This window comes from Pseudarthrobacter sp. fls2-241-R2A-127 (genome assembly GCF_030209355.1).
GTDB lineage: Bacteria > Actinomycetota > Actinomycetes > Actinomycetales > Micrococcaceae > Arthrobacter.
The window spans coordinates 135,280-150,988 of record NZ_JARVSF010000013.1 but is presented as its reverse complement, the minus strand read 5'-3'; the positions used below and the strand labels follow the sequence as shown (position 1 = coordinate 150,988).

The following is a 15,709-nucleotide window of genomic DNA, read 5'->3' as shown; positions in this document are numbered from 1 at the left end:
GGGGCGGTACAGCTTTCGTACTTGTCCGGTCTACAGAGCAGGGCGCTGAATTGAAGCAAGGCGTCACTGCTGACGCCTTAAACCACGAAGGAGTAGACGAAGAACTATGACTACAGACCTCTCGCGCATGCAGAAGGCCAATTTTGTCGACGAGGACAATTACGAACTCATCACTATCGGGCGGATCACGAAGAGGATGGTGACCCTTGACGGGGCCAGCGCCGTTCTCGTCCGCTTTCCGGTGGGGGCATCAGTGACGGAGGATGCGGTCAAGACCGGAATTCTCGACACGGATATGTGTCCTATGCCGCATGTCGCCTACATCCTGGAAGGCAGTTTGGGGGTGCGCCAGCGTACCGGATCCGAGGAGGAATTCTCAGCCGGAGATCTTATGATGCTGCCGCCGGAGCATGAAGCATGGACCGTCGGGGACAGGGACTGCGTCTTTATCGAATTCATGCGTGGGACCAGTGACGTCTACGACTACTGGCCGGAGCACTGAGCGGGCGCGTAGGCGCCATGTGAAGTGCGGGCACGATGAGCGCTGAAGATAGCGCTCATCATGCCACGTCTCCCGTTGGGCAAGTCGCCGCGCCTAACGGGAGGCGTGCCAGAAGTCATCATCTAACTGTTCGCCGGCTTCGTCCCAGAGGGGATGGCGGCGCTGTAACATCGAGGGTGTTGACGACAGCCAGGCTGCCTACTTCCGTCGCCGGCGGTCTGCCTGTTCGACCAGTTCCGTAATCCATGGCCGATGTCCGCGTCGAAATTCCATCCACTCAGGCAGGCCCTGAATAGAGGGGCCGGACCTATCGATGTCGATGGTGATCCGGCCGCCACCAACAGGTGCGTTGGTGATGTGCAGATCACCATAGGCTTCCGGAAGCACAGGATCCATCCACAGTCCCCGACGGGAGACATGAACGTCGTACCGCATCAGGTTCGTCACCAGGAGGATCGGGGCCGTTGCTGCCCAAGCCTGGGGCGAACACGCCGTTGGATAAGGTACGGGTTCGGCGAACTGATCACGGCTGAAGCCGCAGAAGAGCTCGGGCAAGCGCCCGCCCGAGAATTCGGCGGCTTCCAATATCGCAGTGGTAATGCGCTGTGCTTCCGCCACGAAGCCGTATCGCAACAGACCGGCAGCGATGATTGCATTGTCGTGGGGCCATACCGAGCCGTTGTGATAGCTGGCCGGGTTATATGCGCCCATGTTGCTGGCCAAGGTCCGTATACCCCAGCCGCTGAACATCTCCGGAGACATAAGCCGCTCGGCAACCTGCGGAGCCTTGTCCTCGTCTACGAGTCCGTAGACCAGACAGTGGCCCATGTTGGAAGCACACGCGTCCACCTGTCGCTTCCTGCCGTCGAGTGCGATTGCATAGTACCCCCGGTCCGGCATCCAGAACTGCTCGTTAAATCTCCGCTTCAGTTCCGCCGCCCGATCGGCGAGATCATCTCCCCGTGCCGTGTCGCCCGCGTCGTATGCCATCCAGGCACGCGCGGTATACGCAGCATAGACATAGGCCTGGACTTCACAGAGCGCGATCGGGGGCTCCGCAAGTGTTCCATCGGCAAAATTGATGCCGTCCCAGGAGTCTTTCCAGCCTTGGTTTATCAGGCCCTGGTCGTTGAGCCGTTCATACTCGACGAAACCGTCGCCGTCCTTGTCCCCGTAGTGACGTATCCATTCCAGGGCGCGGTCCGCGTGGGGCAGCAAACCGGCGATAATATCCGCACCGAATCCCCACCGGCTGACGGCTCCGAGCACATCCACAAATAACGGAGTCGCGTCGACGCTCCCGTAGTAGGCTGATTTGCCTCCAAGGGCCAAACCGGCATTGAGGCTAAGCCTTACTTCGTGCAGGATCTTGCCGGGCTCCTCCTCCGTCAGTGGGTCCACGACGCTTCCTTGCCGGTCCGCCAGCGTCTGCAGCGTCCCCAAAGCCAGTGAGGGATCCACCGGTAACGCCATTTCCGAGGCCCACAGGGAATCCCGGCCAAAGAGCGTCATGAACCACGGCGCACCTGCCGCCACCACAACGCGTTCGGGATGATCCGGATCCTCGATCCGGAGGGCACCCAAGTCGTCGTAGCTCCGCCGTAACGTCCGCTCAATGGATCGGTTACCCATGCGAACGACGGGAATCCTGGCAACCCATTCCTTGTGGCGCCGGTCACTGGGGGACAACTCCTCCCCCTCAGGGTGGACAAGGGTGGCGCTCCGGCCAGAGCCTTCAACCTCAACCCGGGCACTGACGACAGCGCTCCAGTCCCCTTGCGGTGGGACAGATACCAGAAAGGTGACCCCCTCCGGCTTCACCTCTGCTCCCGGAGCCTGAATAACCACCCGTTTTCGCATGCCTTGCCAGACACCGGAAATGGTCAGCTGGTCCCCATCCACGTACCGGGTTGCGTCCCACGCACGCTGGATCCGGGCTTCCTTCACTTCAAAAAGGTCCGCGAAGTCAGCTTCAACCTCGAGGGAAATCGCGCATTCGACGGGTTTGGTTGAATAATTGCGTACGGTAAGTCGCTCCTGAATACCCGCGCCGACTTCCCGCAGGCGCTCCACGATCAGCGGGCTGTCCGCATATCCGTCGGAACGGGGAACGCGACCTGCAAACAGGGCCCGGAACGGCTCGCGCGTCTCGGCAGCCAGGGACTCAAGCGGATGACTGTTAACTGTCAGGTTCCAGCGGGACAGGAATCGGGTGTCCTGCACGAACAGGCCATGCGGGTGCTCGGGATGAATGTCGCCATTGGGCAAAGAAATGCAGAACGAGGTTTCCTCGACCAGGGTGACGGTCCCTGCCCCTACTGGGCCGGCAGCCGTGTCAGCATTCCATCCAGCCATCCTGGTTCCTCCAAGAAAGCAGCGCCGGCACAACGTGGTCTCTTAGACACGCTTGGGCGACGGCACCTCTGTTTACTTGACCCTACTCTCCCCCGGCTAAGGGGTGTAGACCCTGTTTCATATCCCTGCATGGCATCCAGAAACAGGACCCAGTGCAACGTACCTGTATAGCAGGAAGCCGGGAAAAGGCGGGCCTGTCAACCGCGGGGCACCGTATGGTGGGCGCTGACCGTTAGGAAGCTGCCCGAGGGGCGAACCAGCCGGAGAAGTCCGCAGCCCACTCTTGCGGGCCAACAAACCCGATGGAGCCCAGCTGCCGCGCCTCCTCACAGCGGCGCAGACCCCACCAGAGGTCGTAGAGCACCCGCGGGGCGACATGAACCTGAAGATCCGGGACACGTTCTGCGCGGCCGATGCTCGCGGTTGTCTTGCTGTTCTCTGTGCAGATCCAGCCATGAAGGGGAGCTCCCCTGACGTTGTCGAACTCGAACCCCAGGACAATCGACTTCCTGGGCAGGGAATCTGTCACAAGGCCGCGGCCCATGTGTTCGAGCAGCGTGCCAAGCCCTGTCCGCAGGTCATTCTCAAAGGGCGCATGCCAATGACTCGCCCAGAGGCCCAGCGACTCCAAGGTCTGCCGCAGCGCGTAGCCGACCGGCGTCAGTCTGTAGCGTCGTGAGCCGCGGGGGCCGGTTTCATCGTTGCGAACGACAAGCTCCAGCTGGACCAGGCGCTTGAGCCGCTGGGAAAGCAGTGTCCGCGAAAGGTCAGGCAGGGCCCGGGACATATCGTTGAACCCCATTTCACCGCAGAGGAGTTCGCGCACGATCAATAGGGACCAGCGGTCACCCAGCAGCCGCAGCCCTTGTGATATCGACCAATAATCGGCACTCGGGCGCCCTGCTGTTTTCGCCAGGTCGTCTTGTTCCCGGGTGAACTGCTCCGCAATGGTCGTCATCGTCCCTGAACTCCAAGCGATCCGTGAGTTGTGCTGCCACCATTCTTCCCGACCCTTCGAGGTGCTGTGTGTGCGCCACGCACATAAGTTGATGCCCGCCTGTCCGTCGCAGGCCTTCACCGGTTCTGCCTTTAAGCAAGAATCGAAGGTTGGCCGATAACCGTCCAACCTTCGATTCTGCGGTCCGTTTGCTAGAGCCGGATGTCTGCAGACTCCCCCGGTTTCAAGGCGATGAGGAGTTCGCTGAGCCCGGCATCTGCGAAAAGCTTGCTGATCTGGTCAGCATTCTGGCTGAAATGTTCCCACGAATCCTCGTGCACTGGAACGACCTTCTTGACACCCATGATCTTGGCCGCCTCCAGGGCCCGGTCATTGCTGAGGGTGATGTACGCGCCATCTGCGATCACATCGAATTTTGCGCCGCCGACGAAGAGCACAGCGATATCAATGGCTGGAAAACGATCCGCAATTTCGCGCACGATATCCAGCTCGGAGTTATCACCGCTGATGTAAATCGTCGGCATGCCCTCTGCTTCGAGGACAAAGCCAATAACGGGCCCGAGTGCGTCCCACACGCCCTCCGGGCCATGATGCGCCGGCACTGCCGTGATTTTCATCTGCCTGCCATCGGGAAGCGTAACGGTATGAGTCTCGTAGTCGCTGGTCCCGCGGACGTTGGGGCCGAAGTTCTTCGCAGCCTCCGTCGTGGTGAGGGCAAGCGGCACCATCGTCAGAAAACCCCGGCCGGCCACGTCCAGATTGTCGATGTGCTCGTGGGAGGCGAGTGCCAGGTCAACGTGGCCAAGCTCCTCGGGGGTGGCGCTGGGGGCGAGCTTCTTGATGACGGGTCCGGCGATTGGGTGGTGGTAGACCTGGGGGGAATCGAAGGTGGGGTCAGTGATCATCCGGTAGCCGGCGATCTCGAGGAGCAGGGTCGGTCCTCCAATGAGGGTTACTTTGACGTCGTCCATAATTTCAGTCCTTATCGGGTCGGTGGGGGCCGGGGTTCAGCTCTTGCTCGTCATTTGAGCCGTGATGTCTTCCGCCCCGTGCAGGACATAGACGAGCTTGCCGTCACCATCGAAAGCCGGAGCGTTCAGGGGCTGGAACCACCGGGGCTCGAAAATCCCGTCTGAGTTCTCGATGTCATACCGAACAGGCGGAAGAATATCGATCTTGCCGGTTTCGACAACACGCTCGATGGAGCTGCGCAGAATCTCTGTTCCCTTGGCGTCAGGGTTGTCCGGGTTGTCCGGAAAAGCCTCGAGGATGTCCATGCCGACGATTCCCTCGCGGCTCTTTCCCGTAGATGCAAGGAACGAGTCAGTGGCAGCGACGATCGTTCTGTCGGGGGTGACGATGATGTATTGGTTCGGCAGACTTTCGAAGATTTTCTGAAAGTCGGGGTTACGTGCATCTGAGGATGACACTTCGACTCCTTTCCCTGATGAGCGACTCTTTCGCGTCTCGTATTGCCATTGCAGCAGGTGGGGCCGTCCCGCACTAGTGCAATACATGGACTGGAAGGAGTCAGCGTCCCTGCTGTTTCGCCGACCAGGGCCTGCCGCAGATGCCGGGAAAAACGGGGATGCCCTTTGGCTTGGGCCATCGGCGGCATTTGTCCCAGATCCCTAGAGTCCGAAGGCGGTTCCGTGGCCATGCTCGAACACGAGGTTGGTCTGGGTGCCTGCGACGGCAGGATTCGATGACAGATGGTCCAGTACGAATTGACGGATGTGCTCGGTATTCCTGGCCGTGATGTGGATCAGGAAATCATCTGCACCGCCAAGAACGAAGAATTGCTTGATCTCGGGCAGGTCCCGCAACTCATTTCCGAAGGCATTCATCAGGTGCCGGGCCCCAGGCCTAAGCCGCACGCTGACCAGGGCCTGGAGGGGCAGGCCCATTGCTTCGGGTGCGACTTCGACGGTGAACCGCTTGATTACCCCCGACTCTTTGAGCGCCTTGAGGCGGGCAAGACAGGTTGACGGCGCAAGTCCGAGGGCCTCCGACAACGACTGATTGGTACGCCTTGAATTATTGGACAGCAGGCCTAGAAGCTTGTGGTCCACTTCGTCCAATGGCACCTGTTGCAGTTTCTGCGAGTCCGACACTCTGTAACGCTCCTCACAATGCAGGAATTAATCAGCTGCTTCCATTCTGCCGCAGATCCTGCGAGCAACGCGCAGCTCTCCGCATTTTCTGTCATTCTCTTCCCCACAAGCATCAATCTCGTCAGAAAGCATGAGTCATGATCATCTCCGTCCCCAAGGAAATCAAGAACAACGAGTTCCGCGTCGCCATCACGGCCGCCGGCGTGTATGAATTCAAAGCAAACGGCCACGACGTGCTCGTGGAAACCGGTGCCGGCGCTGGTTCCGGCATCAGCGATCAGGTGTACGCACTCGCCGGAGCCGAGATCGTACAGAGTGCAGAAGAGGCCTGGGCGCGGGCCGACATGGTGATGAAGGTCAAGGAACCCGTGGCATCCGAATACCGCCACTTCCGCGAGGGCCTGCTACTTTTCACCTACCTTCACCTCGCAGCGGAACCCGCACTGACCCAGGCGCTTGTCGACTCCGGCGTCACGGCCATCGCCTACGAGACCGTCCAGGAAGGCCGAACGCTGCCGCTGCTCGCACCCATGTCCGAGGTGGCCGGCAGGCTCTCCGTCCAGGTCGGTGCGACCTCGCTCATGGCGCCGGCAGGGGGCAAGGGTGTGCTGCTCGGTGGCGTTCCGGGCGTCCGTCCCGCCAAGGTTGTCGTCCTCGGTGCAGGTGTCGCAGGCACCAACGCCGCGGCCATGGCGCTCGGCCTCGGCGCCGACGTCACCATCCTGGACATCAACATCAACCGGCTGCGCGAACTCGACGCCCAGTACCAGGGCCGGCTCAAGACCGTGGCGTCGAACTCGTACGAGATCGAAAAGTCAGTTATCGATGCAGATCTCGTCATCGGCTCCGTCCTGATTCCGGGAGCGAAGGCACCCAAGCTCGTCACCAACGACCTCGTGGCCCGGATGAAGCCCGGCTCGGTCCTGGTGGACATCGCGGTGGACCAGGGCGGCTGCTTCGAGGACACGCACCCCACCACGCATCAGGAACCCACGTACAAGGTTCACGAGACGATCTTCTACTGCGTGGCCAACATGCCCGGCGCTGTCCCGAACACCTCCACCTACGCGCTGACCAACGTCACGCTCCGCTACGCGGTGGCTTTGGCCAACTACGGCGTCAAAGGTGCTTTCGACCGGCTCCCCGCTCTGGCCGGCGGTCTGAACGTGGCGGCGGGAAAGGTCACTCACAAGTCTGTCAGCGATGCCCATGGACATAACCTCGCCGACTGGCAGGACCTCGTAACGGTTTAGGACATCGGCTGTGCCTGCCCGATAGAAGGCAGGCACAGCCCGCTCCATAGGAAGGGCACGGCATCAAATGGCATTTCATCTGCAACCCAAATGGCAGCCGCTGGTCGGTCAACTGGTCATCGTGAAACTTCTGGATAAGGAGATCCGCCGCGGAGTTGTCGATGCAGTCACCGATGATGATCAAATCCTATGGCTCGACAGTCACGGCGCCGAGCCCCGCCGTCTCTTTCACCGGGCAGACGGTTTCAAGGTGTGGGTCGACTATAGATGGGAAACCGACAGGTCCAGCCTCTGCCCTGGCTTCCAGCATGCTGCTGCACCATGACGTGCCAACACTCCGCTGCCCCTGGACGCGTACAGCTTCTGGAACAGCTGCATGATGATAATGAGTTAGCAAGAGCCATTACCCGACTGCGCTCTGAAACAGTCCCGGATGAAGCGTCAGGCGTTCTTGTCACCTGGTACGGCCCTTGGTCCTACACCCTTGAACTCAGCCATCAGATTCCTCCTGGTCTCGTCTACGAGTGCGTCGCCCCTGAACAACTGAACTTCTCAGACTGATTCAGGACCGCCGGTCTGACTGGTCGAGCCCATCAGCGCCCCTCCCTCCAACGGCGGCGCGCTGGCGGCGCCCTTCCAGCAGGCTGTCGACCTCACGAGCCGACCGCGGGTCCACCGTCCTCACGGATAGGCACCAGGCACACAGCCGATGCGAACGCTGTGCCCGCAGTACATATCGATCATCTGAGCCGGCACGAAAATGGTCGAATATGAAGAGTCGGTAAGCCACTCCCATTCCTGGTGAGTCGGGAGCGGGAGCCCCACCGGCCGTGTGCAACCTGGCAACGAGAAGGAACCCTGATGTCCGAACTTCCTGTGGAAAGAGCAGATCTCGGCATGGCCTGGGCGGTGAAAGAGAGCTTTGTACAGTACGTGCAGTCTATGCGCGATGGACGCATACTCCTGCGCGAGGGTGCTGCCGTGACAAATACCCGACAGTTCTATTTCCCGTTCAGAAGCCTGGATCAATCCGACGGGAACAACTTTGTGCTCCAGTTCGGTGGAGAGGCCCGCTTCCTCGCCCATCACGGGCTAATGTCGGTCTCAATTTGCAACCCAAGAATTAAAGTCGGGCCCGACGGGGCATGCCTGTCCATCGAACAAGGAAACGAGATCGTGCACCTCGCCCATCTCAACTTGCCGGCGGTGTCGGTGGAAGAAGGCATCAATATGTGGGCAAATGTCCCGGTAGCTCTGACCAGCGCAGGAGCGGCTGTTTTCGCAGATAGCTACTCAGCCGGAGAAACACTGGCTCCACTGACCGTGAGAGCACCATCCATTGTGGAAGTATCCTGACCGCGTTCTGCGGGGGACTGGCGGCACCACTTGGGACACGGTGCTGGGCCAGGCATGAACACGCCGTGCCTTGCCCCGCTCCCGACGACTCGGTGGATCCGGGCACGAGAGACTGGCAAGGACCTGTTCCTGCCCGCAGACTCAATGGGTCCAGAGGCAGGAATCGCTGCATCGACTAGTGTGTCCAACCCGCGGCCGCAGCACCACCACGCACTGTTGGTTACTGAGTAGCCACTGTTGCGGTCGTTCGGACCAGGTGGGCGAAGCGTCGCGCCATCGCCTCGGTATGCTCCCTCACGATCTGGTCTTGATTCTCGAATGCTTTCATTCCGCGGCCGGCCCGCTCTACGGCATCCGTGTCATTCTCCTTGACCAGGGACAACCACTGGCGGTAGACCACCGGCGAGATTTCCGGGTGAAACTGAACTCCCCATGACATCTCGCCTACTCGAAAAGCTTGGTGCGGATACTGGGCCGTCATCCCGAGCCATACCGCTGACGGCGGGAGTTGTTCGATCATGTCCCCATGCATGGCGCCTGCGAAGAATGGACCCGGCAATCCGGCCATCAAGGGATCCTTGGCAGCATCGGGCCGTAATGCCACCTCTACGACCCCCGCCTCGAGGCCCTGGTCTCCCCTAGCCACGGTCCCGCCGAACGTCTGTGCCATCAGCTGAGCTCCAAGGCAGATCCCTAGCGTGGGCTTTCTATGTCTGTCGGCGGCCGCCATAAGGCGCCGGATGTCGGAAAGCCAGTGATAGGCATCGTCGTCCAAGGAGCTCATGTCTCCACCAAGAACCACCAAGGCGTCCTCCTGGATCACGTCCGGGATCACGTCGCCAATGAAAGGCTGGATAATTCTGGTGGTTATTCCCTCGTCATGCAGCCAAACACCGAGACGGTCCAGCGGGCAGTGGAAATCTGGCTGTATGACGAGTGCCTGCAGGGTACCGGTACCTCGGGGCAGGTTTGGCTGATTGGTCATGCTCGAATTCCTTATCGGGCGATCGGGGTTTCAGCGTTCGAAACCCCCGGTTGTGAAGGGACGGTGGCATCCCGTGCGGTTAACCCGGACACCAAGGCCCCATGGCCTTTAATCCCCGACCCCCGCGGACAACTTCAACATAGCGAACAGCATCGCCGGGACCGCAGTGCCGTTTGCACATTAAGATCCAAATGTGTGTGCCACACCCTGGTGCTCTTGGGATCACGCGAATATTCCTCAGCGAACTCCGGCCGCTGTTGCCGTCATTGAAGAACCGCGCGGTGGCCTTCGCGCATCGCCAGTCGCGCTGCAATGCCCGTGGGAAGCCAGTCGCCGGCTTCTTCGAATGAATGACCGATGAGCTGCTCTACACGCTGGAGCCGTTGCCGGAGTGTGTTGCGGTGGATGTGCAGTTTTGAGACCGTGTCGGCAATGGATCCTTTGTTGGATAGGAGCATGGCGACTGTTTCGGCCAGCTGGGTTCCATTTTCCGCGTCGTAGTGCGTGAGGGACCTGAGTTCCGCGAGCACGTCCCTGATCTCCGCAGACATCCCTTCCCCAACAAGCGGCAGTTCCTGCAGGTGTTCTATGTCGCTGAAAGAGGTTACCCGTCTCCCGGATGTCCTGCCGACCAGTTCTGTCCATGCCAGTGCGGTTTCGGCGTCTGAAAGCGCTGGCTGCAGAGAGGCGACGTCCCGCGCCAGTGGACCTACGCCGGCGAAAGCTGAGACGCCACGGTGTTCGTCGAGGTCAGAAAGAGTTGTCTCCAACTTCGCCTTGATCTCTTCTCCGGAGCCGGAGGCGGTATCGATAAAGAGCAGGCTGAGGGGGCCTTCAGTGAAGACCAGGGATCGGGAGCCAGCCAGCTCCTGAAGATAGGGGGCGATGCGCCTGGACACCGCGTCAGAGTCGAATTTCAGCCGTTTCACTCGCACCAGAACCGGCAGAGTGCGGCCCTTGGACCAACCTGACTCCTCGAGAATCCGGGCGAATGTGCTCGTGCCGACGCTTCGGAGCAAGCGTGAAGCATGGGATGAACCGACGGACTCCAGTTCTACTGCTTCAAACAGAGCGGCCAGCTGAGAGCAAATGGCGCTCAGCCGATCGAGCTCTCTGGCGGAATAGCGGCGTGGACGATAGCACGTGACAATGCCCCGGGTGCTCGTCAGGCCAAAGGAGACAGATATCCGCTCGTGTCCAGCGACGTTGGATTCAATGAACTCGGACGTTGCCGTTCGTGAATGAGTGGTTCGAACCATGATTCCGCTCCGCTCGCCCTTGTCCATTGCAATGGCGGTGGGCGGCGACGTGGCTGGACCACGCCCGAAATATTCAATGACGCAGGCGTCCGAGCTCATGTGCTTAAGAATCGACCGGGCGGCCACCTGGGCGCACTGCAGGACGGAAGTGGCGGAGTTGATCGGGAAATCGACAAGGAAATGCGCTGCTGCGGATTGGCGCCGCAAGTCATCAACAGTCTCAGCCTGCAGCAGGCCGCTGGCAAGCAGCACGCCCACCTCGTCAGCAATCAGCTTCGACTCCCAGGTGAAGGTTTCCTCCTCATATGACCAGAGGCTAAACACGCCTAGCAGGGTCCCGGTCGGTGCCACGATCGGGACAACCAGCATCGAATTGAAATCTTCTTCTTGCAGTTCGCTGATGCTGACGAACCGCGGGTCCTGCTGAATGTTCTTGTTAAGGACAACCGACTGCCTAGTAAGCCCTACCCAGCCAGTTACACCTTCGCCGAGGCGAAGGGTGACTCTTCCCACTTGCTGGCTTTGCACTCCAGCGGTGCCTGCGCGCATGACAAGGACTTGTTCCTGTTCATCCCACAGGTAGACGAAAACCCCTGCTGAGTTTGTTGCCCTGGCTACCAAGTCCACTGCTCTTTGAGCAAGCGCGAGTGGATCCGGTCCTTCCATCATTAGCTGCGTGAGCTCGGACAAGGTATCTGCGCGAAGCTCTGCTATTTGGAGTTTATGGCGATAGTCAGCGGGCAGGGCCTCATTCGGTTGCGAGGCCGCGGGCTCAGCAGGGGGTTTCATGGTTTCAGCTTAGAAGGCTCATGCCCATGGACGCCCGGCTGAACTGCCGTGGCGCGTTGACGCCTATCCAAGCCACGTCCTCCTCCGCAGATCCAATCCGGTACAAGGCGGCGTTGCGTTCCTCTGCAGCGTATACCTGTACGAGTTCGCCTGCCGACGGAAGCATTCCGTGTACCTGTACCTTTCGGCCGAACTGCTCCGTCCACCCGTACGGAGCCTGTTCCAGTTCCGTGGAGTCGAAACCGGCAAAGTATTCAGCCAGGGCTGCGCCATGCCGTTGGGCCTGGGTCCAACTCTCGAACCGCCGAAAGGTTCCGTCCTCCGCCTGCCGGGCCGAAACGTCTCCGATAGCGAAGATCCCGTCGGCGATTTCACCGCTGGCCCGCAGGGCTTTCCCGTCCGCAGTGCAACGGACTCCGTTGGAAACGTCAAGCTCGCTATAGGTCAGCCATTCGGTATTGGGCCGCGCACCGATAGCGCTGATAACCAGGTCGGCGTGCAGGTCCAGGCCGCTGACCCGGACCGTCCAGTGCGCATTCGTTTTCTGAATGGATTCCACAGCAACCCCAAAATGAGTGACAACACCGGCCTGGTGCATCCATGCCTTCGCTTCCTCCCCAAGATGCCCCGAAAAGAAGCGCTGCATTGGTTGCGGAGCCAAATCCACTACCGTGACGGCAAGCCCACGTTGGGCGAGAGTAGACGCCAGTTCCGCACCAATGGTTCCGGCGCCGATGATGATCGCACTGGCAGCTCCTGCATCCACAGCGTTGCGCAGGGCCAGGGCGTCCTGGGCGGTTCTTAGGCTTAGAACGCCCGCTGGCTCGTTCGGCAGCCGGATTGAACCGGCTCCTGTTGAGATGACGACCGCGTCAGCAGCTACCTCTCCGAGCTTGTCCAGCAGGACAGTTCGCTTGTCGGTGAGCAGCCCGATCGCCTTTGCGTTGAGGATCGGTGTAGCCTCCGGCCACCACTCGGCCGGTTCAACGGGACCAGTGCCTAGAAGGAATTGCTTGGACAGCGGGGGCCTGTCGTAGGGCGCGTTCGGGTCTGAATCAATGACGATAAATTCGCCTGCAAAGCCCAGCTCGCGACTGCGTTCAATCAGCATTGCTGATGCAACCGAAGCGCCAATGACCGCAACCCGCTCTGGCAGATGTGTCACGACGCCGAAACCTCTGATGCTTTCTCGCTGGCCTCGTTCGTTTCCCGTTCCAGGATTGCCCGTTCGGGGCAGTTCCGGATGGCCTTTCGGACGTTGGGTTCATCGCCGCTGTTTTCGCGGCCAGGAATGACGTGCGCGTAGCCTTCCTCGTCGATCTCAAAGGTTTCGGGTGCCAGAGCCCAGCACCGGGCGTGGCCTTGGCAGCGCCCTCCGTCGACCCAAAGTTCTCCCATGGTGATCAAGCTCCAATCTTGAGGGTAAGCGGGCCGACGCCGTGCCACGGTTCGTCGTCATTCGCCCGTTCGAAGTGAGGGACAGCCTTCAGGAATTCCTCCATGGCGATAACCATTTCGGCGCGGCCAAGGTTCGAGCCAAGGCACCGGTGGATCCCTCCGCCGAAGGCCAGGTGGCGGTTGTCTTCGCGGTCAATCTTGATGTCATTGGGTTCTTCGTAGACCTCTGGGTCACGGTTGCCCGCGCCGAAGACGAGCACGACGCGTTCACCGGCCTTGATCTCCTGGCCCCGGACGACTGTGTCCTTCTTCGCGGTGCGGGCCATGGCCTGGACCGGGGAAAGCGTCCGCAGGAATTCTTCTGCAGCTGTGGGGATCAGGTCGGGGTTTTCACGCAACTGCTGCTGGGCCTGCGGGTTGCCGGCCAGGTACCAAAGGGCGGAACGGATCGCCCAGGCGGTCGTGTCCAGCCCGGCCAAGAAGAGCAGGTAGCAGTACGACAGCAGCTCTTCACGCGTGAGCTTCCGGCCTTTCACTTCCGCTTTCAGAAGCTGGGTGATCAGGTCATTGCCGGCTTCTGCTTCCGGTCCGGCCTTTTCCCGTTCGTCGAGAAGACGGTCGAAGTAGTCGTTGAGCTCGCGTCCGGCCGCGTATGCCTTTTCCGGATGAGCGGTCCGCTCATAGATGATCTCGTCAATCCACCGGTCGAAGATTGGCCAGTCCTGTTCCGGATATCCGGCCAGGCGGCTGAAGATAATGGTCGGCATCGGGCGGGCAAGCTTCGCCGAAACATCAACGACGTCGCCGGCTGCAAGGACTTCCTGGCACAGCTGCTTAGCGGTCTCCCGCATGCCGGGTGTCAGCTTTGAGATGTTCATGGGTGTGAACATCGGTAGCAGGATTTTGCGGAAGTCAGCGTGGGTCGGCGGATCGATGTCGATCGGAATCAGGGGGACGTCAGTGCCGAACGCCGGGAGGAGCATTGAGGGACCGACAGCGAAGGTGTCGGGGTCCTGCTCGGCGTTGAAGATATCCTCGCTTTTGGTGATGTACCAAAAGCCTCCATACTTGTTGCTGTGTCCAACAGGGCCGTTGGCCAGTATGTCCTGGTATTCGTCGAAAATGTTGTCGAGCGACCGTCCGTGGAAGTCAAAGTCTGACTTGTTGTGGCTGAGTCCCCGCTCAGTTTCTGTGCTCATGAGAATTGCTCCTGAAGTGGTTTCTGTGACTGTGCGTACGCTGCGGCCTTCTCCACGAGATCAACGAAGAGGGCCTTCTGGGCTTCGTGATAGTCGACCATGTGCTCGGGATGCCATTGGACTCCGATGAGGCGGGCATCATCGGCTTCAATTGCTTCGATGACGTCGCCTTCCCGTCCCACGACACGAAGACCTGTTCCGAGCTTTCCCAAGCCCTGATGGTGGTAGCTGTTCACGGGAATGCTCAGGCCTTTGGCGATCCGGGCAAGTTCGGAACCGGGCTCCAGCTGTACCTTGTGCCATGGTTCGTGTGAGGGGTGGTCCTGCCAGTGCCCCCTGTCCGGGCTCACTTCCTGGACGAGGTTTCCGCCGCGGATGACGTTGACAAGCTGCATCCCCCGGCAAGTGGCCAGGATGGGCAGGCCGCGAAGCATGGCCTCGTTGTAAAGTTCTATTTCGAAGTCGTCCCTGATGTCGCAGACGTCATAGACCGTGTCGATCGGGTCCTCGCCGTACAGCCGGGGGCTGATGTCGCCGCCGCCGGTGAGGAGGAGCCCGTCAAATCCTTCAAGAGCCGCATCCGGGATTGTTGCCGTGGACGGAAGAATGGCGGGACGGCCGCCCGCGGCAAGAACGCCGTTGGCGTAGGCCATGTTCTGGACCGTTGAAGGCATCGGGCCGAAGGCGGTATCGACGGTTTGCCGGGCCGCGGAAATGGCAATAAGGGGCGCCCGCATGTCAGTAAACCAGCCAACCACCGTCGACGTGGATGGTGGTACCGGTCACCCAGCTGGCCTCGTCGCTGGCCAGGAACGCGACGGCGTTGGCAACGTCAGAGGGCCGTCCGATTCGTCCGAGCGGCGTACGGTCGAGGAGGAACTTCACGGCCTCCTGGTTTTCCAGCACGGACTTGGTGAATGGGGTCTCGATGAAGCCGGGGGCGACAGCGTTGACGCGGATTTTGGAAGCTGCGGTTTCGATGGCCAAAGCCTTCGTGAACATAAGGAGTGCACCCTTGGATGCGTTGTAGTGGACCTGGGGGTGTCCGCTGCTGGCGATGACGATGTGGGCCTCGACAGAGGTGATGTTGACGATGGCACTGGTTGAATCGTCGCCCCGGGCGGCAGCGCCCTTCTCCAGCAGCGGCCGTGCGGCCTGGCTGACCAGGAACGGTCCGGTGGAGTTCACGGCGAAGACCTGGTCCCATTCCGCTACGCTCACGTCGTCGAAGTTGCTGCCCTTGACGATGCCTGCGTTGTTGACGAGGGTGTCGAGCCGGCCGAATTTTGCGTCGATCTCGGCCATGCCGCTGCGGACCGAGGCTTCGTCGGCGACGTCCATAACAACAGGCACCATTTCCGGGTGCTGGGCAATCAGACGCTCGAGCGCGGCCTCGTCACGGTCCAGGGCTACGACGGTGGCGCCCTCCTTGAGCAGCTTTTCTGCGATGGCAAGGCCGTTTCCGGACGCGGCTCCGGTGACTGCAGCGATCTTTCCGGGGTGAGTAGTCATTGGGTGCTTCTTTCTGAGTATTGAAAAAT

At 60.5% G+C, this 15,709-nt stretch carries 16 protein-coding genes; 4 read left to right on the top strand and 12 right to left on the bottom strand.

Features of this window, described 5'->3' with window-relative positions; all coding sequences use genetic code 11:
• Positions 1-106: 106 nt before the first annotated feature.
• Positions 107-502: a cupin domain-containing protein gene (locus tag QRN53_RS10960; protein ID WP_056387777.1), complete on the top strand. Its 396-nt coding sequence runs from the start codon at positions 107-109 to the stop codon at positions 500-502.
• Between the two features lie 198 nt (positions 503-700).
• Here the strand turns inward: QRN53_RS10960 and QRN53_RS10955 are convergent, their stop codons facing one another.
• The 5 genes from QRN53_RS10955 to QRN53_RS10935 form a co-directional block, all read right to left on the bottom strand.
• Positions 701-2,857 carry an amylo-alpha-1,6-glucosidase gene (locus QRN53_RS10955; RefSeq protein ID WP_285244013.1) on the bottom strand — a complete coding sequence of 719 codons (2,157 nt, stop codon included), beginning with the start codon at positions 2,855-2,857 and terminating at the stop codon, positions 701-703.
• Positions 2,858-3,089: 232 nt separating this feature from the next.
• Positions 3,090-3,815 carry a winged helix-turn-helix transcriptional regulator gene (locus QRN53_RS10950; protein WP_056387782.1) on the bottom strand — a complete coding sequence of 242 codons (726 nt, stop codon included), beginning with the start codon at positions 3,813-3,815 and terminating at the stop codon, positions 3,090-3,092.
• 191 nt (positions 3,816-4,006) lie between these two features.
• The gene (locus QRN53_RS10945) at positions 4,007-4,786 is read right to left on the bottom strand and encodes an MBL fold metallo-hydrolase (RefSeq protein WP_110504009.1); all 780 of its coding nucleotides are present in this window, start codon (positions 4,784-4,786) and stop codon (positions 4,007-4,009) included.
• A 36-nt stretch (positions 4,787-4,822) separates the two neighbouring features.
• On the bottom strand, positions 4,823-5,245 hold the full coding sequence (locus QRN53_RS10940) for a PAS domain S-box protein (RefSeq protein ID WP_056387787.1): 423 nt from the start codon (positions 5,243-5,245) through the stop codon (positions 4,823-4,825).
• A gap of 201 nt (positions 5,246-5,446) precedes the next feature.
• Positions 5,447-5,929, bottom strand: a complete 483-nt coding sequence (locus tag QRN53_RS10935; RefSeq protein ID WP_056387789.1) for an Lrp/AsnC family transcriptional regulator — start codon at positions 5,927-5,929, stop codon at positions 5,447-5,449.
• A 137-nt stretch (positions 5,930-6,066) separates the two neighbouring features.
• On the opposite strand from QRN53_RS10935, the gene ald reads away from it, so the two are divergent.
• The 3 genes from ald (at position 6,067) to QRN53_RS10920 (ending at position 8,538) form a co-directional block, all read left to right on the top strand.
• Entirely contained in the window at positions 6,067-7,182 is a 1,116-nt protein-coding gene (ald, locus tag QRN53_RS10930) for an alanine dehydrogenase (RefSeq protein ID WP_110504007.1), read from the top strand.
• Positions 7,183-7,249: 67 nt separating this feature from the next.
• Positions 7,250-7,507, top strand: coding sequence for a hypothetical protein (locus QRN53_RS10925; RefSeq protein WP_110504006.1), 258 nt, complete (start codon positions 7,250-7,252; stop codon positions 7,505-7,507).
• A 536-nt stretch (positions 7,508-8,043) separates the two neighbouring features.
• On the top strand, positions 8,044-8,538 hold the full coding sequence (locus QRN53_RS10920; protein ID WP_235009456.1) for an HtaA domain-containing protein: 495 nt from the start codon (positions 8,044-8,046) through the stop codon (positions 8,536-8,538).
• A 220-nt stretch (positions 8,539-8,758) separates the two neighbouring features.
• Here QRN53_RS10920 and QRN53_RS10915 read toward each other — a convergent pair whose 3' ends face one another.
• From QRN53_RS10915 to QRN53_RS10885, 7 genes are all read right to left on the bottom strand, one after another.
• Positions 8,759-9,523, bottom strand: a complete 765-nt coding sequence (locus QRN53_RS10915; RefSeq protein ID WP_056387794.1) for a type 1 glutamine amidotransferase — start codon at positions 9,521-9,523, stop codon at positions 8,759-8,761.
• 263 nt (positions 9,524-9,786) lie between these two features.
• Positions 9,787-11,571, bottom strand: a complete 1,785-nt coding sequence (locus QRN53_RS10910) for a helix-turn-helix domain-containing protein (RefSeq protein ID WP_082581629.1) — start codon at positions 11,569-11,571, stop codon at positions 9,787-9,789.
• 4 nt (positions 11,572-11,575) lie between these two features.
• Positions 11,576-12,736, bottom strand: a complete 1,161-nt coding sequence (locus QRN53_RS10905; protein ID WP_235009455.1) for an NAD(P)/FAD-dependent oxidoreductase — start codon at positions 12,734-12,736, stop codon at positions 11,576-11,578.
• Complete coding sequence (locus tag QRN53_RS10900; RefSeq protein WP_056332056.1) at positions 12,733-12,969, bottom strand: ferredoxin; 237 nt, start codon at positions 12,967-12,969, stop codon at positions 12,733-12,735. The genes QRN53_RS10905 and QRN53_RS10900 overlap by 4 nt, the downstream gene beginning before the upstream one ends.
• A 5-nt stretch (positions 12,970-12,974) precedes the next feature.
• A complete protein-coding gene (locus QRN53_RS10895; RefSeq protein ID WP_056387803.1) occupies positions 12,975-14,168 on the bottom strand; it encodes a cytochrome P450 in 1,194 nt (397 codons plus the stop codon).
• Positions 14,165-14,905, bottom strand: a complete 741-nt coding sequence (locus tag QRN53_RS10890) for a gamma-glutamyl-gamma-aminobutyrate hydrolase family protein (RefSeq protein ID WP_056387806.1) — start codon at positions 14,903-14,905, stop codon at positions 14,165-14,167. The genes QRN53_RS10895 and QRN53_RS10890 overlap by 4 nt, the downstream gene beginning before the upstream one ends.
• Position 14,906: 1 nt before the next feature.
• Positions 14,907-15,680 carry an SDR family NAD(P)-dependent oxidoreductase gene (locus QRN53_RS10885; RefSeq protein WP_056387811.1) on the bottom strand — a complete coding sequence of 258 codons (774 nt, stop codon included), beginning with the start codon at positions 15,678-15,680 and terminating at the stop codon, positions 14,907-14,909.
• Positions 15,681-15,709: the final 29 nt, after the last annotated feature.

What these genes read in the sequence shown, in the direction of transcription:
- QRN53_RS10960 (WP_056387777.1), top strand. Translation starts at nt 107, where the DNA reads ATGACTACAGACCTCTCGCGCATGCAGAAGGCCAATTTTGTCGACGAG.
- QRN53_RS10955 (WP_285244013.1), bottom strand. Translation starts at nt 2,857, where the DNA reads ATGGCTGGATGGAATGCTGACACGGCTGCCGGCCCAGTAGGGGCAGGG.
- QRN53_RS10950 (WP_056387782.1), bottom strand. Translation starts at nt 3,815, where the DNA reads ATGACGACCATTGCGGAGCAGTTCACCCGGGAACAAGACGACCTGGCG.
- QRN53_RS10945 (WP_110504009.1), bottom strand. Translation starts at nt 4,786, where the DNA reads ATGGACGACGTCAAAGTAACCCTCATTGGAGGACCGACCCTGCTCCTC.
- ald (WP_110504007.1), top strand. Translation starts at nt 6,067, where the DNA reads ATGATCATCTCCGTCCCCAAGGAAATCAAGAACAACGAGTTCCGCGTC.
- QRN53_RS10925 (WP_110504006.1), top strand. Translation starts at nt 7,250, where the DNA reads ATGGCATTTCATCTGCAACCCAAATGGCAGCCGCTGGTCGGTCAACTG.
- QRN53_RS10920 (WP_235009456.1), top strand. Translation starts at nt 8,044, where the DNA reads ATGTCCGAACTTCCTGTGGAAAGAGCAGATCTCGGCATGGCCTGGGCG.
- QRN53_RS10915 (WP_056387794.1), bottom strand. Translation starts at nt 9,523, where the DNA reads ATGACCAATCAGCCAAACCTGCCCCGAGGTACCGGTACCCTGCAGGCA.
- QRN53_RS10910 (WP_082581629.1), bottom strand. Translation starts at nt 11,571, where the DNA reads ATGAAACCCCCTGCTGAGCCCGCGGCCTCGCAACCGAATGAGGCCCTG.
- QRN53_RS10900 (WP_056332056.1), bottom strand. Translation starts at nt 12,969, where the DNA reads ATGGGAGAACTTTGGGTCGACGGAGGGCGCTGCCAAGGCCACGCCCGG.
- QRN53_RS10895 (WP_056387803.1), bottom strand. Translation starts at nt 14,168, where the DNA reads ATGAGCACAGAAACTGAGCGGGGACTCAGCCACAACAAGTCAGACTTT.
- QRN53_RS10890 (WP_056387806.1), bottom strand. Translation starts at nt 14,905, where the DNA reads ATGCGGGCGCCCCTTATTGCCATTTCCGCGGCCCGGCAAACCGTCGAT.
- QRN53_RS10885 (WP_056387811.1), bottom strand. Translation starts at nt 15,680, where the DNA reads ATGACTACTCACCCCGGAAAGATCGCTGCAGTCACCGGAGCCGCGTCC.